The organism is Gordonia sp. NPDC062954 (assembly GCF_044543825.1).
GTDB classification, from domain to species: Bacteria; Actinomycetota; Actinomycetes; order Mycobacteriales; family Mycobacteriaceae; genus Gordonia; species Gordonia tangerina.
In genome coordinates, this window is sequence record NZ_JBITWL010000006.1 from 215,677 (window position 1) to 236,391 (window position 20,715).

General features: G+C 66.2%; 22 protein-coding genes. 15 read left to right on the forward strand and 7 right to left on the reverse strand.

Annotated elements, in window-relative coordinates:
• Nucleotides 1-11: 11 nt before the first annotated feature.
• From panD to lysS, 4 genes are all read left to right on the forward strand, one after another.
• Nucleotides 12-437: an aspartate 1-decarboxylase gene (gene panD, locus ACIGKQ_RS09015; protein ID WP_235724485.1), complete on the forward strand. Its 426-nt coding sequence runs from the start codon at nt 12-14 to the stop codon at nt 435-437.
• An 8-nt stretch (nt 438-445) separates the two neighbouring features.
• Nucleotides 446-1,249: a type III pantothenate kinase gene (locus ACIGKQ_RS09020; RefSeq protein WP_235724486.1), complete on the forward strand. Its 804-nt coding sequence runs from the start codon at nt 446-448 to the stop codon at nt 1,247-1,249.
• A 353-nt stretch (nt 1,250-1,602) separates the two neighbouring features.
• Nucleotides 1,603-2,025, forward strand: coding sequence for a rhodanese-like domain-containing protein (locus ACIGKQ_RS09025; RefSeq protein WP_396573293.1), 423 nt, complete (start codon nt 1,603-1,605; stop codon nt 2,023-2,025).
• Nucleotides 2,026-2,090: 65 nt separating this feature from the next.
• Nucleotides 2,091-3,635 (forward strand): lysine--tRNA ligase, encoded by a 1,545-nt coding sequence (gene lysS, locus ACIGKQ_RS09030; protein WP_396573295.1) that lies wholly within the window; start codon nt 2,091-2,093, stop codon nt 3,633-3,635.
• Between the two features lie 58 nt (nt 3,636-3,693).
• On the opposite strand, the gene ACIGKQ_RS09035 is transcribed toward lysS, so the two are convergent.
• Together ACIGKQ_RS09035 and ACIGKQ_RS09040 are read right to left on the reverse strand one after the other, a co-directional pair.
• Complete coding sequence (locus tag ACIGKQ_RS09035) at nt 3,694-3,846, reverse strand: hypothetical protein (RefSeq protein ID WP_235724489.1); 153 nt, start codon at nt 3,844-3,846, stop codon at nt 3,694-3,696.
• Between the two features lie 222 nt (nt 3,847-4,068).
• Nucleotides 4,069-5,637 carry a FadD3 family acyl-CoA ligase gene (locus ACIGKQ_RS09040; protein ID WP_396573297.1) on the reverse strand — a complete coding sequence of 523 codons (1,569 nt, stop codon included), beginning with the start codon at nt 5,635-5,637 and terminating at the stop codon, nt 4,069-4,071.
• Nucleotides 5,638-5,679: 42 nt separating this feature from the next.
• On the opposite strand from ACIGKQ_RS09040, the gene ACIGKQ_RS09045 reads away from it, so the two are divergent.
• The 6 genes from ACIGKQ_RS09045 (at nt 5,680) to ACIGKQ_RS09070 (ending at nt 13,024) form a co-directional block, all read left to right on the forward strand.
• Nucleotides 5,680-6,948: an acyl-CoA dehydrogenase family protein gene (locus ACIGKQ_RS09045; protein ID WP_396573299.1), complete on the forward strand. Its 1,269-nt coding sequence runs from the start codon at nt 5,680-5,682 to the stop codon at nt 6,946-6,948.
• Nucleotides 6,945-7,772 (forward strand): SDR family oxidoreductase, encoded by an 828-nt coding sequence (locus tag ACIGKQ_RS09050; protein ID WP_266059956.1) that lies wholly within the window; start codon nt 6,945-6,947, stop codon nt 7,770-7,772. Before ACIGKQ_RS09045 ends, ACIGKQ_RS09050 begins: the two co-directional genes overlap by 4 nt.
• A gap of 21 nt (nt 7,773-7,793) precedes the next feature.
• Nucleotides 7,794-8,951 (forward strand): acetyl-CoA C-acetyltransferase, encoded by a 1,158-nt coding sequence (locus ACIGKQ_RS09055; protein WP_266059957.1) that lies wholly within the window; start codon nt 7,794-7,796, stop codon nt 8,949-8,951.
• A gap of 184 nt (nt 8,952-9,135) precedes the next feature.
• The gene (locus ACIGKQ_RS09060) at nt 9,136-10,644 is read left to right on the forward strand and encodes an aldehyde dehydrogenase family protein (RefSeq protein ID WP_396573302.1); all 1,509 of its coding nucleotides are present in this window, start codon (nt 9,136-9,138) and stop codon (nt 10,642-10,644) included.
• A gap of 95 nt (nt 10,645-10,739) precedes the next feature.
• Nucleotides 10,740-11,342 carry a TetR/AcrR family transcriptional regulator gene (locus tag ACIGKQ_RS09065; RefSeq protein ID WP_287014744.1) on the forward strand — a complete coding sequence of 201 codons (603 nt, stop codon included), beginning with the start codon at nt 10,740-10,742 and terminating at the stop codon, nt 11,340-11,342.
• An 83-nt stretch (nt 11,343-11,425) separates the two neighbouring features.
• Complete coding sequence (locus ACIGKQ_RS09070; protein ID WP_396573304.1) at nt 11,426-13,024, forward strand: acyl-CoA synthetase; 1,599 nt, start codon at nt 11,426-11,428, stop codon at nt 13,022-13,024.
• 21 nt (nt 13,025-13,045) lie between these two features.
• Here ACIGKQ_RS09070 and ACIGKQ_RS09075 read toward each other — a convergent pair whose 3' ends face one another.
• The 4 genes from ACIGKQ_RS09075 to echA20 are packed head-to-tail and all read right to left on the reverse strand — an operon-like array spanning nt 13,046 to nt 16,597.
• On the reverse strand, nt 13,046-14,131 hold the full coding sequence (locus tag ACIGKQ_RS09075; RefSeq protein WP_266059963.1) for a nitronate monooxygenase family protein: 1,086 nt from the start codon (nt 14,129-14,131) through the stop codon (nt 13,046-13,048).
• A complete protein-coding gene (locus ACIGKQ_RS09080) occupies nt 14,128-14,913 on the reverse strand; it encodes a CoA-transferase subunit beta (RefSeq protein WP_235724498.1) in 786 nt (261 codons plus the stop codon). The genes ACIGKQ_RS09075 and ACIGKQ_RS09080 overlap by 4 nt, the downstream gene beginning before the upstream one ends.
• Nucleotides 14,910-15,809, reverse strand: coding sequence for a CoA transferase subunit A (locus ACIGKQ_RS09085; protein ID WP_396573306.1), 900 nt, complete (start codon nt 15,807-15,809; stop codon nt 14,910-14,912). The genes ACIGKQ_RS09080 and ACIGKQ_RS09085 overlap by 4 nt, the downstream gene beginning before the upstream one ends.
• Nucleotides 15,809-16,597, reverse strand: coding sequence for a (7aS)-7a-methyl-1,5-dioxo-2,3,5,6,7,7a-hexahydro-1H-indene-carboxyl-CoA hydrolase (echA20, locus tag ACIGKQ_RS09090; protein ID WP_396573308.1), 789 nt, complete (start codon nt 16,595-16,597; stop codon nt 15,809-15,811). Before echA20 ends, ACIGKQ_RS09085 begins: the two co-directional genes overlap by 1 nt.
• Before the next feature lie 67 nt (nt 16,598-16,664).
• On the opposite strand from echA20, the gene ACIGKQ_RS09095 reads away from it, so the two are divergent.
• The 5 genes from ACIGKQ_RS09095 (at nt 16,665) to ACIGKQ_RS09115 (ending at nt 19,933) form a co-directional block, all read left to right on the forward strand.
• Entirely contained in the window at nt 16,665-17,495 is an 831-nt protein-coding gene (locus tag ACIGKQ_RS09095) for an SDR family oxidoreductase (protein ID WP_266059967.1), read from the forward strand.
• 46 nt (nt 17,496-17,541) lie between these two features.
• On the forward strand, nt 17,542-18,438 hold the full coding sequence (locus ACIGKQ_RS09100; protein WP_266059968.1) for an SDR family oxidoreductase: 897 nt from the start codon (nt 17,542-17,544) through the stop codon (nt 18,436-18,438).
• A gap of 2 nt (nt 18,439-18,440) precedes the next feature.
• Complete coding sequence (locus tag ACIGKQ_RS09105; RefSeq protein WP_396573311.1) at nt 18,441-18,824, forward strand: hypothetical protein; 384 nt, start codon at nt 18,441-18,443, stop codon at nt 18,822-18,824.
• A gap of 235 nt (nt 18,825-19,059) precedes the next feature.
• Nucleotides 19,060-19,449, forward strand: coding sequence for a DUF5313 domain-containing protein (locus tag ACIGKQ_RS09110; RefSeq protein ID WP_235726307.1), 390 nt, complete (start codon nt 19,060-19,062; stop codon nt 19,447-19,449).
• Between the two features lie 4 nt (nt 19,450-19,453).
• Complete coding sequence (locus ACIGKQ_RS09115) at nt 19,454-19,933, forward strand: MarR family winged helix-turn-helix transcriptional regulator (protein WP_396573312.1); 480 nt, start codon at nt 19,454-19,456, stop codon at nt 19,931-19,933.
• A 13-nt stretch (nt 19,934-19,946) separates the two neighbouring features.
• Here ACIGKQ_RS09115 and ACIGKQ_RS09120 read toward each other — a convergent pair whose 3' ends face one another.
• Nucleotides 19,947-20,603 (reverse strand): GNAT family N-acetyltransferase, encoded by a 657-nt coding sequence (locus ACIGKQ_RS09120; protein ID WP_396573314.1) that lies wholly within the window; start codon nt 20,601-20,603, stop codon nt 19,947-19,949.
• Nucleotides 20,604-20,715: the final 112 nt, after the last annotated feature.

Consider the following 20,715-nt stretch of genomic DNA (forward strand, 5'->3'; position numbering starts at 1 on the left):
GGGAATCGCATATGTTCCGCACCATGATGAAGTCGAAGATCCACCGGGCCCGGGTCACCCAGGCCGACCTGCACTATGTGGGATCGGTGACCATCGACCAGGATCTCCTCGACGCCGCCGACCTGCTCGAGGGTGAACAGGTCACCATCGTCGACATCGACAACGGTGCCCGCCTCGAGACCTATGTCATCGCCGGCGAACGCGGCTCCGGTGTCATCGGCATCAACGGCGCCGCAGCGCATCTCGTACACCCCGACGATCTGGTGATCATCATCGCCTATGGCATCTTGAACGAGCAGGAGCTGCGCGAGTACTCGCCCTCGGTCGTGTTTGTCGATGACCGCAACCGTGTCCTCGAGGCCGGCGACGACCCGGCCCGTGTGCCCGCCGGCTCAGGGTTGCGTGACCCGCGCGAGCTCGTCGACACCGCGGTGTAGTCGCGTCCATGCTGCTGACCGTCGACATCGGGAACACCAACATCCATCTCGGGGTCTTCGCCGGCTCGGGCGAACACGCAACAATGGTGCGCGACTGGCGTATCCACACCGAGCCGAACCTGACCTCCGACGAGCTCGCGCTGCTGATCCGCGGCCTGCTGGGCTCCGACATCGAGCAGGTGACCGGTGTCGCGGCGCTGTCCACGGTTCCGTCGCTGCTGCGTGAGCTGAGAGTGATGGTGCCGCGCTACTTCGGCGACGGCCATCACCACATTCTGCTGGAACCCGGTGTGCGGACCGGCGTTCCGCTACTGGTGGACAACCCCAAAGAGGTCGGCACCGACCGTGTCGCCAACTGTGTTGCCGCCCACCACAATTATCCGAAGGCGCCGTGCATCGTGGTGGCCTTCGGCACCGCCACCGTGGTGGATGCGGTGTCGGCGAAGGGGGAGTTCCTCGGCGGTGCCATCGCCCCCGGCGTGAACCTCGCGGTAGAGGCGCTCTCCGAACACACCGTCACGGTGCGAAAGGTGGAGTTGATGCCCCCGCGCAGCGTGCTGGGCAAGAACACCGTCGAGGCGCTGCAGTCGGGCATCCTGTACGGGTTCGCCGGTCAGGTCGACGCGCTGGTGGACCGCGTGCGTGACACCGTCGCCGGCTTCGACGGCGACGACGTGTCCGTGGTGGCCACCGGCTTCCTGGCGCCGTTGATGTTCGACGAATGCGAAACGCTCACCGCCCATCACCCGTACCTGACCCTCGACGGGTTGCGGCTGGTGTACGAGCGGTCAAAGCAGCAGCGTCGGCGCTGAGGTTCCGATTGTCGCCGAACCTGATCTCGATACACTCCTCACTCCGTTCGTCGCTACTCGATCAGCGGAGTGGGTGCCTGTCGGTGCGCGAAGAGCGAGGCGTCAGCCGCCCTACGTGACGACTCTCCGCAGGGGTCGGGGTGCGACCCTCCGCAGGCTCCGGGTCTCAGGGGCCGGGGGTGACGACTTCCACCACGTTTCGGATCTGTGCAGGTCTGGTGCAGCGTGTGGATCTGTGGCACACTGTTCGCCGTGATCAAGAGCTGTCTGGAGTGTTGTCAGGGCTGAGTTCCGCATCTGCGGCCGCCCTTCTTCGACGACCCCCGCTCACTCGATTACTTTCAGGACCTCACATGACCGCCGTCCTCGGTACCCCCATCACCACTGTCACAACGTCCGCCGACGCCACGCCGCTGTCGGCCCAGGCCGCCGACTACGCGAGGCTGGTGGGCTCCGGCCACACACCCGTCGACGTCCGTAGCCAGCGCAAACGCCAGGCCGACGGTGTGCTTTCCGGCGCGCTGGCCGTCGACGCCGCCGAACTCCTCACCCGTCTCACCCCGGGGACGCCGGAGTCCCTGCGTACCGCCCATACCGACGCCCGCTGGCTGCTGATCAGCGACGACGGTCACGAGGCCGAGTGGCTGGCCTGGCATCTGCAGGCGCGCGGCATCGCCGGGGCGGTGTTCGTGGTCGGCGGGTTCCGTGCCCTGCGCCGGGCGCATGTCGCCGGCACCATCAGCGAACAGGAACTCGCCGCGATCTCCGCCCACTGAACCGGCGCGGCGGGCTGCTCGACCGGGCAACGGGCGCGACACCTGATTCCGATAAGGTCTCGGGGGTGAGCAACTCCCCGACCACGCAGAACGCGCCCGTAGACACTGCCGACGACAACGCTCCGGAACAACTCCGGATCCGTCGGGAGAAGCGCGACCGCATCCTGGGCGAGGGGCGCGAGGCCTACCCGGTCTCCATCGCGCGTACGCACAGTCTGTCGGAGATCCGGGCCGCCCATCCCGACCTCGAGGCGGGCACCGAGACCGGCGAGATCGTCGGGGTGACCGGCCGCATCATCTTCCTGCGCAACAAGGGCAAGCTGTGTTTCGCCACCCTGCAGGAGGGGGACGGCACCCAGTTGCAGGCGATGATCAGCTTCAACGGTGTCGGCGAAGAGGCGCTGACCCGATGGAAGGCCGATGTGGACCTCGGTGACATCGTCTTCGTGCACGGCGAAGTGATCAGTTCACGCACCGGCGAGTTGTCGGTGATGGCCGATTCCTGGGAGATGGCGTCGAAGGCGTTGCGTCCCTTGCCCGTCGCGCACAAGGAGATGAACGAGGAGACCCGGGTCCGGCAACGCTACGTGGACCTCATCATGCGGCCGGAGGCGCGAGCGAATGCGCGAACCCGCATCGCGGTGATGTCCGAACTGCGAAATGCGTTGTCCCGCAGAGACTTTCTCGAGGTCGAGACCCCGATGCTGCAGACGCTGCACGGGGGTGCCGCAGCCCGTCCGTTCGTGACGCATTCGAACGCCTTCGACATGGATCTCTATCTGCGGATCGCGCCGGAGCTGTTCCTCAAGCGGTGCATCGTCGGCGGGATCGAGCGGGTCTTCGAGATCAACCGCAACTTCCGCAACGAGGGCGCCGACTCCACCCATTCGCCGGAGTTCGCGATGCTGGAAACCTATCAGGCCTACGGCACCTACGACGACGCTGCGGTGATGACTCGCGAACTGGTGCAAGAGGTCTCACAGGGAGCGCTGGGCACCCTGACGCCGACGATGGCCGACGGTACCGAGTACGACCTGTCGGGGGAGTGGACGTCGCTGCAGATGTACCCGTCGCTGTCGGAGGCGCTGGGGAGCGAGATCGTCCCGATGAGCGGCGATGCCGGCACCAGCGTCGACGAACTGCTGTCGATCGCCGAGCGGGTGGGACTCGAGGTCCCCAAGGACAAGGGCTATGGGCATGGCAAGCTCGTCGAAGAGCTCTGGGAGCACATGGTGGGGCAACATCTGTCGCAGCCGGTGTTTGTTCGTGACTTCCCGGTCGAGACATCGCCGCTGGTACGAGCGCACCGCACCGTCGCGGGGGTGGTCGAGAAGTGGGACCTGTATGTGCGCGGCTTCGAACTCGCCACCGGCTATTCCGAGCTCGTCGACCCGGTCATCCAACGGGAGCGGTTCGTCGATCAGGCGCGGCTGGCCGCGGCCGGCGACGATGAGGCGATGCGTCTGGACGAGGAGTTCCTCGCCGCGATGGAGTACGGCATGCCCCCGACCGCCGGCACCGGCATGGGCATCGACCGCCTGCTGATGGCGCTGACCGGTCTCGGGATCCGCGAGACGATCCTGTTCCCGCTGGTCAAGCCGCGTTCGTGAGCCTGCCGTCGCGCGTCGGGAGTTCGCCGGTGACCAACCCCCGACGCGCAGAGACCGGCTAGCTGTTGGTGGTCCAGAGTGGCGGCAGGAACGGGAAGAGCGCGTTGTGGGTACCCGCGATCACATCCCAGATCGGCAGCCACACATTGTTGTAGACATCGGTGCCGGACAGCCAATAGCCGAGCTCCAGAATTGATTCCGTACTTCCCACGTCACTTGCCCTTCTGCCCAGGTCGGTGTGCACGATTCGGCACGGTCGGAACAATATCGGACACCGATCTGCCGACCGGCAGTGGGGTTAGGTTTGCCTAGCCAATACTAAGCAACGACGCCTGTGGATCGCAACCACACGGAGAACTGGCATCCACACAGGTTGTAACCGCCGTGGATGTCAGTTCCCCGTGTGGTTTGCGTTGCGTCCCCGCCTGCGTGGTCACGCGAGTGTGGGTAGTTGCCGTTTGAGGATCTTGCCGGCCGCGTTACGCGGAAAGGCTTCGACGAACACCACCGATCGGGGCACCTTGAAGTTGGCCAGGTGCTCCCTGGCGTAGGCGATGACCGACGACTCGTCCAGCTTGGTGCCGTCGCGCACGGTCACGTAGGCGCGGCCGACCTCGCCGAGGCGTTCGTCCGGCACCCCGATCACCGCGGATTCGGTGATCCCGTCCAGTCGTGCGAGGGTCTGCTCGATCTCGGCGGGATAGACGTTGAAGCCTCCGCAGATGTACATGTCCTTGAGGCGGTCGGTGATCTTCAGATTGCCACGGTCGTCGATGGTGCCGATGTCGCCGGTGTGCAGCCAGCCGTCGTCGTCGATCGTCTCCTTCGTCGCGGCCGGGTCGTCGAGGTAGCCGCGCATCACCATGGTGCCGCGTGCCAGCACCTCACCCTGCTCCGACAACGCGATCTCCATGCCCTCGAACGCTCGGCCGCAGGTATTGGCGACGGTCTCGTCGTCGTCATCGGGAGTGCAGGTGGACACGAACCCGCTGGCCTCGGTCAGTCCGTATGCGGTGATGACGGTGTCGACGCCGAGGTCGCTCTGGAGTCGCTCGATCAGGACGACCGGCACGATCGCGGCGCCGGTCACCACCAGCCGCAGCGACGAAAGGTCGTGCTCGGCCCGCGTCGGGTCGTCAAGGATCGTCTGGAAGATGGTGGGCGCCCCTGGGAAGACGGTGGCGCGCTGGGTTGCGGCGAGCCTCATGGCCTCGGCCGGCGAGTACACCGCCAGCGGCAGCATCGTCGAACCGACCAGCGTGCACGGCAGGATGCCGGCCTTGTAGCCGAAGGTGTGAAAGTACGGGTTCACCATCAGGTAGCGGTCGTCGGCGTTCAGTCGGCCGTTGGCGCCCCACGCGTGCGAACCGGCGATCGTCTGCTGGTGTTCGGCCAGTACACCTTTGGACTTGCCGGTGGTGCCAGAGGTGAACAGGATGTCGGAGATGTCGTCGGGGGCCACGGAATCCGCGCGTTTCTCGGCTTCTGCGCGTGTCTCCGGGGTGGCGCGATCGAGAAAGTCCGTCCACTCGACGGCGCCGTCGGGAATGGTGGAGGAGTTCTCGAATACCACGCCGACGACGGTGTCGGGCATCGCGGCGCGGTGATCGCGCATCAGGTCGGCCAGGTGATCGCCGCCCAGGAACTCGGAGGACACGATCACCGCGCGGGCGGCGGAACGCTCGATGATCTCGATCGCCTCACCGGCGGTGTAACGGGTGTTCAGCGGCACCAGCGTCGCGCCCGCATACTGCACACCGAGCGCGGCGATCGGCCAGTGATAGCTGTTCGGAGCCCAGATGGCGACGCGATCACCCGCGCCGATGCCCGACGCGATCAGCGCGGCGGCGCAGGTGCGTACCTGATGGGCGAATTGTGACCAGGTCAATTCCAGATGTGGTGTGTCCGACGATGTCCACTGGTCGTCGATGATGGCGGTGCGTGCCGGCCAGGTCTGTTCGGCCCTGCGCAGGGCAGCAGGGGTCGTCAGGATCGCCTCCATGCCCCCAACCTAGCACTTGCTTGGTGCGCTAAGCTAGCGGCCATGACCTCGATCAACCTGGCCGACCGGGCGGTCGACCTCGGCGAATGGGCGCAATCTGTGCCAGATGCCGATGAACAGTTCGCTCGTGCCGTGCGGACGTGGCTCGACGAGAACCTCGTCGGCGAGTTCGCACACCTCAAGGGGCGCGGCGGTCCGGGCAGCGAGCACGAGTTCTTCAGCGAGCGACTTGCATGGGATCGTCATCTGGCTCGGTCGGGCTGGACCTGCCTCGGCTGGCCGGCCCGATACGGAGGCCGGGGTGCCACGTTGGAACAGCGCATCATCTTCCATCAGGAGTACGCGCGCGCCGACGCCCCGGCGCGCGTCAACCACCTCGGTGAAGAGCTCCTGGGGCCCACCCTGATCGAGTACGGCACCGAGGAGCAGAAGCGACGCTTCCTGCCCGGCATCGTCGACGTCACCGAGTTGTGGGCGCAGGGCTACTCCGAACCCGGCGCCGGGTCCGACCTCGCCGGGGTCTCGACCAACGCTGCGCTCGACGACGCCGGAGAGCGGTGGGTCATCAACGGGCAGAAGATCTGGACGTCGCTGGCCCACGTCGCGCAGTGGTGTTTCGTCATCGCCCGGACCGAGAAGGGCTCATCGCGGCACGCCGGGCTGAGCTTCCTGCTGGTACCGCTCAAGCAGCCTGGTGTCACCGTCCGACCCATCCAACAGCTCACGGGTACATCGGAATTCAACGAGGTGTTCTTCGACGACGCGGTGACCGAGGCGGACCTCATCGTCGGCGAACCGGGTGACGGTTGGAAGGTCGCGATGGGCCTGCTGCAGTTCGAGCGGGGTGTCTCCACCCTCGGTCAGCAGGTCGGCTTCGAGCGGGAATGGCGCAACCTGGCCGAGATCGCACGACGCAACGGAGCGGCCCACAACCCGGAGATCGCTTCACGGTTGACGCGCGCCTGGATCGGTTTGAAGGTGATGCGCGCCAATGCCCAACGCACCCTCGCCGGCGACATCGTCTCCGGCGCCGGCGCCGCCTCGGTGTCGAAACTGTTGTGGGCCAACTGGCATCGCGACCTCGGCGAACTCGCGATGGCGATCATCGGTGCACCGTCGCTGATCGGCCCGACCCACACCGCCGAAGGCAGCGAGAACGACATCACCGACCCCGATCACGTCGAACTCGACGAATGGCAACGCCTGTTCCTGTTCACCCGCGCCGACACCATCTATGGCGGTTCGAACGAGGTGCAGCGCAACATCATCGCCGAGCGCGTGCTCGGCCTACCGCGAGAGGCCCGATCGTGACAGAAACCGCTGTCGATCCATCCGTCGTCCGTTCGCCGCTGGCAACACCGCCGGCCGAGACACCCGGACACGGACTGCTCCTCGGCCGCAAAGTCGTGGTGACCGCCGCCGCCGGCACCGGCATCGGCTTCGCCACCGCGCGCCGCGCGCTGCTCGAAGGCGCCGACGTGGTGATCAGCGATTGGCACGAACGCCGACTCGGCGAGGCGCAGGAAAAGCTGGCGGCCGAGTTCACCGATCGCACCGTCGGTCAGATCGTCTGCAACGTCCAGGAATCCGTGCAGGTCGATGCGCTGATCGAGGCTGCGGCAGGCGAACTCGGCCGCATCGACGTGCTGGTCAACAATGCCGGCCTCGGCGGCGAGACACCGGTCGCCGACATGACCGACGAGGAATGGGACCGCGTCCTCGACATCACGCTCAACGGGACCTTCCGTGCCACCCGTGCGGCGCTGCGCTACTTCCGTGGCGTCGATCACGGCGGGGTCATCGTCAACAACGCATCGGTACTCGGTTGGCGCGCCCAACGCGGCCAGGCGCACTATGCGGCGGCCAAGGCCGGCGTGATGGCGCTGACCCGCTGCTCGGCCGTGGAGGCCGCCGACTTCGGTGTCCGGATCAACGCGATCGCACCGTCGATCGCCAAGCATCCCTTCCTGGCGAAGGTGACCAGCGACGAACTCCTCGACGAACTCGCTGCCAAGGAAGCGTACGGGCGGGCCGCCGAGGTCTGGGAGGTCGCCGCCACCATCGCCATGCTCGTCAGCGACTACACCACCTATCTCACCGGCGAGGTCGTCTCGATCTCCAGCCAGCGTGCCTGACCACAGAACAGGAGCCATGACATGACCACACCGCAGGCCTACATCGTCGACGCCATCCGCACCCCGGTCGGCAAGCGCAACGGTTCGCTCGCCAAGACCCACCCGGCGGATCTGGGCGCCCACGTGCTGACCTCTCTCGTCGAACGCACCGGGATCGACCCGAACGTGGTCGACGACGTGGTGTTCGGTTGCGTGGATGCCATCGGACCGCAGGCCGGCAACATCGCGCGCACCGCCTGGCTGGCCGCGGGGCTCCCGCTCGCCATACCGGGGACCACCGTGGATCGGCAGTGCGGGTCGTCGCAGCAGGCCATCCACTTCGCCGCGCAGGGCGTGATGAGCGGAACACAGGACGTCGTGGTCGCCGGCGGTGTGCAGAACATGAGCGCGATCCCTATCTCGCAGGCCATGATCGCCGGCCAGGAACTCGGCTTCACCACGCCTACCGCAGAATCCGCAGGGTGGCGCGAACGCTTCGGCGATGCCGCGATCTCCCAGTTCAACGGCGCCGACATGATGGCCAACAAGTGGGATATCTCCCGCGAGGACATGGAGCGCTGGGCGCTGCAGTCCCACGAGCGCGCTCGTGCCGCGATCGCCGAGGGCCGTTTCGACAACGAGACCGCGGCGCTCGGGGACTGCGTCGTCGACGAGTGCCCGCGCGAGACGTCGATGGAGAAGATGGCCGGGCTCGCCCCGTTGGCTGAGGGATCGCGGCTGACCGCGGCGGTGTCGTCGCAGATCTCCGACGGCGCGTCGGCCACCCTGGTGGTCTCGGAGAAGGCGCTCAAGGAGTACGGGCTGACGCCGCGCGCTCGCATCCACCACATGTCCGTGCGCGGCGACGACCCGGTGATGATGTTGTCGGCGCCCATCCCGGCGACCGCCTACGCGCTGCAGAAGACCGGGCTGTCGATCGACGACATCGACGTGGTCGAGATCAACGAGGCGTTCGCGTCGGTGGTGCTCTCGTGGCTGAAGGAGACCGGCGCCGATCCGGCAAAGGTCAATCCGAATGGCGGCGCCATCGCGCTCGGACACCCGCTGGGTGCCACCGGGGCCAAGTTGTTCGCCACCCTGCTCAACGAACTCGAGCGGTCGGGTGGTCGCTACGGTCTGCAGACCATGTGTGAGGGCGGCGGTACCGCGAACGTGACCATCGTCGAGCGGCTGAGCTGACTGCGCCCCGTCGCCTGGTTGTTGGAGGGCCGGCGATCGGGGGCCACCATCGTCGGCCGGGGGCTTCTGACTACGCATGTAGTCGTATATCCTGCTGTGACGCACTGCATAGTATGCTGGAACAAGTGCGGGGGATTGTTTCAAACAGGCCCTCGTGTCGACCGGCACTACACGAAGGATCGCAATGACCAAACCAGCAGAGGTGAACACCGCGGCCGCCGGCCGGGTGTCGTCGGAAGCCCACTCCATGACCGAGCTGCTGGAGATCCAGCGCGCGGCGTTCCTGCGTGACGGCATCCCGGACGCGAAGACCCGCATCGATCGCATCACTCGCCTGTCGTCGCTGCTCCTGGACAACTCGGAGGAGATCGCGGCGGCCCTGGAGGCCGACTTCGGATCGCGGCCCCGTGAACTGTCGATGGCGACCGACATCGTCGGCTGCATGATCGACCTCACCCACCAGCGGCGGCACGCCGAGAAGTGGATGAAGGAGGTCAATGTCGCCAAGGGGCAGGGCCTGGCCGGCTTCAAGCAGCGACTGCGCCACGACCCGCTCGGCGTCGTCGGCATCATGGGCCCGTGGAACTTCCCGCTGAACCTGACCTTCGTGCCCGCCGGCTCGGCATTCGCCGCCGGTAACCGGGTGCTGATGCGTCCGTCGTCGGTCACCGCGCGCACCACCGACGTGATCGCCAAGCATGCGCCGGACTACTTCCCCATCGAAGAACTCGCCGTCATCACCAGCAAGCACGGCTCGGGGTCGGACTTCGCGAAACTGAAGGTCGACCACATGTTCTTCACCGGTTCGCCGGAGGTCGGTTCGTCGGTCGCGCAGGAGGCTGCGAAGAACCTCGTGCCGGTCACCCTGGAACTCGGTGGCAAGAACCCGGCGGTCGTGGACCCCGACGCCGACATCGACAAGGCAGCGAAGTTCTTGGCCGACGCGCGCATGGTCAACGGCGGGCAGGTCTGCCTGTGCCCCGACTATGTGTTCGTCCCCGAGGCCAAGCTCGGCGAGTTCACCGACAAGGTGATCGCGAGGTGGAAGGAAAAATTCCCGACGATCCGGTCGAACTCCGAGTACACCTCGACGATCAACGAGAAGAACTTCACCCGCATCGTCGGTCTGATCGAGGATGCCGAGCAGTTGGGCGCCACCAAGCATCAGGTGATCCCGGCCGGCGAATCATTGCCGGACGCCGAGGCACGCAAGATCCCGCCGACGCTGCTCACCGGGGTCAAGGCCGGCATGAAGATCGAAGAGGACGAGGTCTTCGGCCCGGTGCTGACGGTGTATCCGTACCGGGAGCTGTCCGAGGCGATCAGCCACATCAGCAGCCACCCGCATCCGCTGACGATGTACTGGTCCGGCGACGACAACGCGAACTACAAGAAGCTCATCGACGGCACCCGCAGCGGTTCGGTCAACGCCAACGACTTCGCCACGCATCTGTTCAGCTTGGAACTGCCGTTCGGCGGTGTCGGCAAGAGTGGCATGGGCGCCTACCACGGCCGCACGGGCTTCGAGACGTTCAGCCACGCGCGCGCGGTGACGGTGTCGACGCTGCCGGTCTCGATCGCCGAGATGATGTCGCCCCCGTTCACCAATCGGGACAAGAAGATGACCAACGGTCAGCTCAAGATGTGGGCGCGCTTCAACCGCAAGGCCATCAAGAAGAACAAGAAGCGCTGACGTAAGTTTCTCTCACAGGACTTCTCACCGGGAGTCGCTCGCTTGGCCGGGTTCGCATCGCGCGGGCCCGGCCAAGCGCTTGCTAGGGTGAACCCATGGCCCCACGTACCGGCACCGTCACCGGCTCCACCAGACGTGACGAGCTGCTGGCCACGGCCGGCCAGATGTTCGCCGAACAAGGGCTGCGATCCACCACGGTGCGCGACATCGCCGATGCCGCGGGGATCCTGTCCGGAAGTCTGTATCACCATTTCGACTCCAAAGAGTCGATGGTCGACGAGATCTTGCGCGGCTTCCTCGAGGATCTGTTTGCCCGGTACCGCGAGATCGCCGCGGCCGGTCTCACCGCCGCGGAGACGTTGCGTCGGCTCGTCGTCGCGTCGTTCGAATCGATCGATGCGCAGCGCAATGCGGTCGCCATCTATCAGGACGAAGCCAAACGTCTTGCGGCGCAGGAGCGATTCGGCTACATCGGTGAACTCAACACCGAGTTCCGGCAGCTCTGGCACGCGGTGCTGCGGCGCGGCGTGGACGACGGTGAGTTCCGTGCCGACCTCGACGTCGAACTGGCCTACCGCTTCCTGCGCGACACCGTCTGGGTGGCAGTGCGCTGGTACCGGCCCGGAGGTGCGTTGTCGGCCGACGACATCGCCGAGCAGTATCTGTCGATCGTGCTGGACGGAATGCTGCCGCGCTGATCCCCCGAGCTTGCGGGCGTCACCACGCGGTCCCTGCGGAGCCGTTGATAGTGTGACCTGCGTTACGAGCAAAGGGGCACGCCATGACAGAGCGCTACACACCCACAACCGCCGCAGCCATCGACACGGTCCGCCAGCACACCCTCGGTGACCTGCTGCGTCGCACTGCATTGCGCGTGCCCGACAAGGTCGCGGTCATCAGCGGTGACACGACGCTGACCTACGCCGACTTCGACCGTGCGGCGAACCGGTGCGCGAACGCGCTGTCGTCGCGTGGCGTGGTCAAGGGCGACCGGATTGCGCTTGTCAGCCACAACTGCTGGCAGTTCGCAGTCCTGCACTATGCCTCGGCGCGTCTGGGCGCGGTGCTCGTCCCGGTGAACTTCGGCCTCGGACCCGAGGAGATCAGTTTCATCCTCGACCATTCGGGTGCGAGTGTCGTGGTGACCGAGGACGCGCTGGCGCCGACGGTCAGCAAGGCGATGGAGTTGTCGGGATTGACCGACGCCGTCCGCGGCTGGATTCCGATGGGTGGGGTATCCGCGGAGGCGGGCTGGGAGAGTGTCGACGAATGGATGACCACCGGTGACGAGTCCGTGCCGCAGGTGGCCATCGCCGATGACGACCCGCTGCGTCTGATGTACACCAGCGGCACCGAGTCGCGACCCAAGGGTGTATTGCTGTCATCGAAATCCTTGATCAGCCAGTATGTCTCGTGTGCCATCGACGGCGGAATGAGTGGTGACGACGTAGAGATCCACTCCTTGCCGCTGTTCCATTGCGCGCAGCTCGACTGCTTCCTGTCGGTCGACGTCTACCTCGGCGCCACCAGTATCATCCTGCCCGGGCCCGACCCCGCGGCGATGCTCGAGACGATCGAGCAACGGAAGGTGACGAAACTCTTCTGTCCGCCCACGGTGTGGATCTCGCTGTTGCGGCACCCGGACTTCGACCGGCGTGACCTGTCGTCGTTGCGCAAGGGCTACTACGGCGCGTCCGCCATGCCCGTCGAAGTACTCCGTGAACTCGGCGAGCGACTCCCCGACGTCTCGCTGTGGAACTTCTATGGCCAGACCGAGATGTCGCCGTTGGCAACGATTCTGCAGCCACACGAGCAACTCGACCGAGCGGGCTCGGCCGGTCGTGCCGCGCTCAACGTGGAGACCCGGGTCGTCGACGACGAGGACAATCCGGTCCCCACCGGTGAGGTGGGCGAGATCGTGCATCGCAGCCCGCACGCCTCGCTCGGCTACTACAACGACGAGGACAAGACCGCGGACGCCTTCCGCAACGGCTGGTTCCACTCCGGCGACCTCGGCATCATCGATGCCGACGGCTATCTCTCGGTGGTGGACCGAAAGAAGGACATGATCAAGACCGGCGGTGAGAACGTGGCCTCGCGCGAGGTGGAGGAGGCCATCTATCTGCTCGACGGAGTCGCCGAGGTGGCGGTGTTCGGTGTGCCGCACCCGAAGTGGATCGAAGCAGTGGCCGCAGTCGTCGTGCCCAAACAGGGGGTGACGCTGACCGAGGAGCAAGTGTCCGACCATGTGGCGGGCGTTCTCGCCGGCTACAAGCGACCCAAATACGTGGTACTCGCCGACGCGCTGCCGAAGAACCCCAGCGGGAAGATCCTCAAGAAGGATCTGCGAGTGCGGCACGCGGACATCGCCGAGGCCTGAGCCGGCTCACGGCGCCCGCCGTCACCCCAACGTGCCGAGCGCCTTCAATCGGCCCTGCGCCTGCGTCATGATCGACTGGACCAGTTCGTCGCAGCTGGGCAGATCGTCGATCATGCCCACCACCTGACCGGACGCGAGCACCCCGGCCCGGGTGTCTCCCTGGACGAGACCGGCCCGCAACAGCATGGGGGTGTTGCCGGCCATGATGATCTGTTGCCAGCTGCGCTCGCCGGACTTGCGCATCGTGCGTCCGTCGCGGAGCATCGTCGTCCACTTCATGCCGGTCAACTGTTTGAACTCGTTGGCGTTGCGGGCCGCTGCGATCAACGCCTTGGCGCGGCTGCCACTCTCGAGGGCCTCGACCAGAGGAGTGCGCAGGACGCGATGCGGCATGCCGTCGACTTTCACTGACACCACGGTGTCACCGAGACCGCGGCCCAGGTATTCCTGTTTGACGGCGTCGGGGACGGCGCTGTCGGCAGTCAGCAGGAATCGGGTGCCCATCGCGACTCCCTCGGCGCCGTATGACAGCGCAGCCACCAGGCCGCGGCCGTCGAAGAAGCCGCCCGCTGCCACCACCGGTATACCGTTGCTTCCCAAAGCGTCCAGCACCGACGGCAGCAGCAGGGTGGTGGCCACCGGGCCGGTGTGCCCGCCGCCTTCACCGCCCTGCACGATGACCGCATCGGCGCCCCACGAGGCCACCTTGACCGCGTGCTTGGCAGCGCCGATGGACGGGATCACCACGACCCCGTTCTCCTTCAGCTTCGCGATCAACTCCTGCTTCGGTGCGAGGGCAAAGGACGCCACTCGCACCCCTTCGCGGATCAGCAGATCGATCCGCTGCGGTGCGTCGGTGGCATCAGCCCGGATGTTGACGCCGAACGGCTTGTCGGTCAACGACTTCGTCTTGGCGATCGCCGCTTCGAGTTCGTCGTAGGTCATCGTCGCCGAGGCGAGGATGCCCAGCCCGCCGGCATTCGAGGTTGCCGAGGTGAGCGACGGCCCGGACACCCAGCCCATGCCGGTCTGCACGATCGGGTACTCGATGCCGACGAGTTCGGTGAATCGGGTCGACAATCCCGCCGCACGTGCTGCGGCACTCATTTCACTTCTCGATTCCGTACACCCTTGGGATCGAGGACATCCCGGATCAGAGCCAGCTCCTCATCGGAGGGTAGACGTGTGTTCGGAGCGTCGGCGAGACCGGCGATGTCGAACCCGGTGTTCTCCGCGACCTCGTCGGCCGTGACGCCCGGATGCAACGACCGTGCCCGCATGGTGTGTTCTGGGCCCTCGAAGTCGAAGACGCCCAGATTGGTGACCACCCGCGGGATGTTCAGATAGCGAAACGCCGGATTGTCGGGATCGACCTTGTCGTAACCGACCCCGGAGACGATGTCGACGTGCTCGGTGAACACCCGCGTGGTGTGGCGGGCCACCCAATAGCTCGTCGGGTGATTGATGGTGTTGCCGGGCGCGCCGCGCACGCCGAACATCTGGCGGGTCGGATGCTGCAACGGCCCGAAGGCCGACAGGTTCTGATTGCCGTAGCGGTCGATCTGGTTGGCGCCCATCACCACGTGGCGACGTCCCGAGGCGACCACGTCGAAGACTTTCCGGAACGGCATCCAGCCCTCGATGGGTCCGGACTTGCCGATCGGCGGGGTGTCGGCGAGGACGAGTGCCTCACCATCGGTGATGAGCAGGTCGGGTTCGATGGTCAGTCGGGCCAGGCGGGCGCCGATCAACGGGGTCGGTGCCATCGGCGAGGCCATGATCTCGCCTGCGCCGGAGAAGATCTCGGCACACGCCACGACGCAGATCTCGGCGCGGGTGATTTCGACTGGCTCGGTCGGTGAAGAACTCGTATCGGCGGCGGTGCTCATTGCTTGTCCTCCTGCTCGCTGCGCCATTCGGTGACGGCGCGCTGATAGTCGGCCTCGTCGACCTCGAGGAAGCGCTTGGCAAAGGCCGCCCACGTCTCCGGGTCTTTGGCCGATTCCACGTAGAACTGCTGGAACTTCTCATCACGGCCGTACTCGCCGGCAAAGCTGAAGTGTGCGCCGTTCGGTGCATGCACGACGCGATCGACATTCATCCGGTTCAGTAGCAGTCGTTGCGTGGGAACGGTTTTCACGAGCACCTCGGTGGACACGATCTGGTCGGTCTCCAGGTAGCGACGTTCGGCGGCACCGCAGAAGATGTCGTCCATGTACGGATCGACGCCGGTATAGGCGGCGTTGCCGCGATTGTCGGCGAGATCGAGATGGACGAATGCGGCATCGAGGCGCAGCGCGGGCATGGCGATCAGGGTCTCGGTCCTCCCGTCGGCCGCCGGGTAGGGGGAATCGACTGTCTTCAGTTCGCCGTCCCAGAAGTTGGGCACGTCCGAGCCGAGTCCGGCGCGGATCGGCAGGAACGGCAGTCGTGCGGCGGCGGCCTCGAGACCGCACTTGACCATGCCCTCATCCATCTCACGGGCCTCGAGCGTGCCCGACGTGCGGGCCTTTGCGAACCACGGGTCGTAGAACGGCGCCGAGTCCAAGGACACGAAGCCGTAATAGGCGCGTCGGACCTTGTCTGCCGCGCAGAGCAATCCGAGATCCGGGCCGCCGTAGGTGACGACGGTCAGATCCTTGACGTCGGAGCGGGCGAGCGCACGGACCAGCGCCATCGGCTTGCGCCGCGAGCCCCATCCGCCGATGCCGATCGTCATGCCGTCACGCAGTTCGCCGATGACGTCGTCGAGGGAACTGGTCTTGTCGGTCGGGGTGGCCGTCATCAGGCGCGTCCTCCGTTGCTGTTCGATCCGGCGCTGTCGAGGGCCTTACCGGTGCTGACGAATGCGTCGCGGTGCTCGTCGGCGACGCCGGCGAGGTTCAGTTCGAAGGTGAAGCCCTGCTCGAGTCGGTAGCTGCTCTTCACGTCGACCGGATCGATGTGATTGATGGCCTCCTTGGCGGCTCGGATCACTCGGGTGTCCTTGGCGGCGATCTGCTCGGCGACCTCCATCGCCGCGTCCAGCAGGTCGGGCCGGGACACGACGCGGTAGACCGAACCGAAGTGTTCGAGCTGCTGGGCGGTCACATTCTGCGCGGTGTAGTAGAGCGTGCGCATCATGTGTTGCGGTACCAGCCGGGCCAGGTGAGTGGCCGCCCCGAGGGCGCCGCGGTCCACCTCGGGCAGGCCGAAGACAGCATCGTCGGAAGCGATGATGACATCGGCATTGCCGACCAGTCCGATCCCGCCGCCCACGCAGAAGCCGTTGACCGCCACGATCACCGGCACCTTGCAGTCGTAGACGGCGGAGAAGGCAGCCGCGCATCCCCGATTGGCGCCGATCAGTGCGTCGAACCCGTCGGTCGCCTGCATCTCCTTGATGTCGACGCCGGCGTTGAACCCGCGCCCCTCGGCTCGGAGGATCACCACATGGGTGGCCATGTCCTCGCCGGCTGTGGTGATGGCGTCGGCCAGCTCGAACCATGCCGCCGACGGCAATGCGTTGACGGGCGGGTAGTCGACGGTCACCGTCACGATCCCGTTGTCGGTGCGTGTCGTGGTGATCGGCACACCTGCTCCTCTCGGGTCTGCGAAACACAACCAAGCAAGTGCTTGGTTGTTTGGTAGGGTAGCACTCATGAAGGCAGACGGGCAGGCCGCTGGTCAGGGCGTCGTCGGCGCCGGTGCCGTTTCGGTTGCCGCGCGTGGACCGGACTTGGGTTTGGACAAGAAGGTCGTGCTCGTCACCGGCGGGACGCGCGGGGTCGGTGCGGGCATCACGCGCGTGCTGGCCGAGTTCGGCGCGGTTCCGGTGGTGTGCGGTCGGCACCCCGGAGCCGACTCGGACGTCGAGTTCATCGCCTGCGACGTGCGCGATGCCGACGCCGTCGATGCCATGGTGCGTGACATCGTCGAGGCGCACGGTCGGCTCGACGGGGTGGTGAACAATGCCGGGGGCTCGCCGTTCGCGCTGGCCGCCGAGGCCTCGCCGCGGTTCACCAGCAAAATCGTGGAGCTGAACCTGCTCGCCCCGTTGTCCGTCGCGCGCGCGGCACACGCAGTGATGCATGAGCAGTCCGGCGGCGGTGCGATCGTCAATGTGTCGAGCGTCAGCGGCCACCGGCCGTCCCCGGGCACGTCGGCCTATGGTGCGGCCAAGGCGGGACTGGACAACGCGACGACGTCACTGGCCATCGAATGGGCGCCACGTGTGCGCATCAATTCCGTGGTGTGCGGATCGGTGCTGACCGAACAGGCGCATCTGCACTTCGGTGACGATGCCGGCATCGCAGCGGTCGGGGAGACGATCCCGATGCAGCGACTCGCGATGCCCGAAGACGTCGGCAACGCCGTCGCGTTTCTGCTCAGTCCGCTGGCCGGTTACATCACCGGTTCAACGCTGACCGTGCATGGTGGTGGTGAGCGACCGGCCTTCCTGGCCGCGGCGACCGCCGACAACAAGGTATGAGCAACCGCCCGACTTCGGTCGAGGCGAATGATGAAGGGGAGAAGTGTTGGCTGACAAGCTGAATGAGGGACGTGTCGCCATCGTGACCGGTGCCGGGCAGGGCATCGGTCGAGCGCATGCACTCGCGTTCGCCGCAGAGGGGGCACGCGTGGTGGTGAACGACTTCGACACCAACTCGGCGCATGCCGTGGCCGACGAGATCGTCGCCGCCGGCGGTAAGGCTGTTCCGGTCGTGTCCGATGTGGCCGACTGGGATGCGGGCAAGGACATGATCGCCGGCGCCGTCGACACCTTCGGTGGGCTCGACATCATCGTCAACAACGCAGGATTCGTGCGCGACCGGATGCTGGTCGCCATGTCCGAAGACGAGTGGGACGCTGTGGTGCGGGTTCATCTCAAGGGGCATTTCGTGACACTGCATCATGCCGCCGCATACTGGCGCGCCGAATCGAAGGCCGGTCGTCCGCGAACCGCTCGGATCATCAACACCTCATCGGGCGCAGGCCTTTTCGGGTCGGTGGGGCAGGGCAACTACGTGGCGGCGAAAGCCGGTATCACCGCTCTGACCATTCAGGCGGCGGCCGAGCTGGCCGGCTACGGGGTGACGGCCAATGCGATCGCGCCGTCCGCGCGGACTCAGATGACCATGGGTGCCGGCGAGGCGATGGCAGCGCAGATGGCCGCACCCGCCGACGGCTCCTTCGACGCCATGGATCCCGCGAACATCTCGCCGCTGGTGGTGTGGCTCGGCTCGCCGGAGTCCGCCGGGGTCACCGGACGGGTCTTCGAGGTCGAGGGCGGGAAGGTCACCGTCATCGACGCATTCCAGCGCAGTGCCGAGCAGGACAAGGGATCGCGCTGGGCGCCGGGCGAACTGGGTGCGGTGGTCGAAGAACTCCTTGCGAAGTCGCCGGTGCCCGTTCCGGTCTACGGCGCGCGGTAGACGTGACGCCGGACCTGGACCCCGAACGGGCGGCGCAACGCGTCGCCGCCGCGCGTGCCTACGTCGACGCGCTCGTCAGCCACGATCCGTCCGGGGTGTCGCTGCATCCGGAGTGCACCCGGGTCGAGCTGGCCCTCAAGACCGGCCGCAACGGGCCGCACATCGCGCGCGGTCTCCGGCGGGGGCCGCAATTCCGGCTGATCCACCGGATCAGTGAGTTCTCGGCGGATGTCGACGGCCACATGGTGGCCACGCGGTACTGGGTGCATGTGCGGCCCAAGATGCTCGGGTTGGCCGCGCATGTGCACGAGTCGTTCGTGGTCGACGAGGACAACCGGATCCGGGCGATCGTCGCGAGATTCGGGGTGCCGCGCAGGCGCGGGTAGGGGCGCTCGGGTGCTGTGGTCTCGATACGCATGCTCGCCCAGGGGCTCGCAGGCTACTCGACCAGCGAAGGTGGGGCTCGCAGGCTACTCGACCAGCGGCGAAAGGGGCTCGCGGGCTCTGTGACCACCGAGCATTCCGTGAGGGGCGTTTGTCCGGTGATCGAGTAGCCGACGAACGGAGTGAGGAGGCGTATCGAGATCACGCCCGCACAATTCGATCGTGTACGATCAATTCGTGCAAACGTCACCATCGGCCGATCGTCCGCGCGGGCTGCAATACATCCGCTACATCTACGGCGCGAGGATGCCGAGGTCCATGAACGACTGGGTCGCCAACGACCTGGCCGGTCGGCACGCGACCCTGCGGATGGTGGTCCGCTGGGCCGTGCCCGTCCTCATCCTGATGTTGCCGTTCCTGTTCGTGCCGGCATCGTGGGATGTCCGGATCACCATGGCGCTACCGATCCCGATCGCGTACGTGTTCTTCACCTTGGCGCTCAACCGGGTCTACCGTCGCCATCGGCTCGAACAGCACGGTCTCGATCCCGATCTGATCGACAAGCGCGAGAAGGAGCGCAACGCAGACCTGTACCAGGAGTATCACCGCAAGTATCGCGGGCGGTGACGGCATGTCCGAGGTGCACATCGCAGGTGCAGAGGCGAATCCGCTGCTGCTGGAACGGCAGGTGTGTTTCGCTCTCGCGGTCGCCAACCGGTCGGTGCTGAAGATCTATCGTCGACTACTCGAGCCCCTGGGGCTGACCCACCCGCAGTATCTGGTGATGTTGGCACTCTGGGAGGACTCGCCGCGTGCGGTCAAGGATCTCGGACAGGTGTTGCAGCTCGACTCGGCGACGTTGTCGCCACTGCTCAAACGGCTCGAGTCGTCGGGCCTGGTCCTGCGGCAGCGTCGCGGCGATGACGAACGCAACGTCGACGTCGCGCTCACCGACGATGGACGAGCGTTACGAGAGCAAGCCCTGGACATCCCGCCCGCCGTGATCGACGCGCTCGGCGTCGACCTCGGCGTCCTCGAGGAACTCCACGGGGTGCTGACCCGCGTGAATGCCGCGGCCACCCGGGCCGAAGGGATGGCAGCCCGGGGCTGACCGGGGGTCGGGACTACGCGCTCGGCGCCCGGACCACCATGTGCGCGCCGGGAAAGTACGCGGCCATCTCCGAGCGTGACTTCCGCAGGCAGGCGGTGCCGTAGCCCTTCTTGCGGTGGTCGGGATGAATCCAGATGCGCACGTCGACCTCGCCGCCGGTCAGTTCGCCGAACACGAATCCGACCTTCTCGCCGCCGTCGATGCCGACGAGCCACACTGCGTCTTCGTTGTGGACGCGCTCGGTTGCCTTGGCGATCTCGTCGGAGATTTCACCGGCAGGTGTGCCCGAACCGTCGCCGGCGACCTTGAGCTCCTCGGTGCGCGTTGCGAACAGATCGGCGTCGGCGGTCGCGTCGAACGGTCGCAGCTCCAGCGAATCACCACTGCTGGCGGGACGCTCGGCGAGGGTGAAGGTCAGCGCATTGTTGAGGTCGTCGAGTTCGGCCTGGTTCTTGCGCCGCTCGTCCTTGGTGAGCTGGTAGAACGACATGCTGAGAATGGCCTCGGCGCCCAGGGTGGACTTGTCGAGCAGCTTGGCGACGGCATCGACGGCCTCATTGCGGTTGTCGGCGTCGACGATGGCGTCGAGTACCTCGTGACGGCGCTCGAGTGCAGTCAGCAGGGCATCGGTGATGTCGCGGCGGGAGGTGGCCAGATCCAGATCGGTCATGGTCACCGATCTTAGTTCAGGCTCCGCGACGTGGGGTGATGAGTGCGGCGAACGACTGAAAGCAAAAAATGCAACATGTTCTAGTCAGTATTATACGTGCGCAGCGATAGGT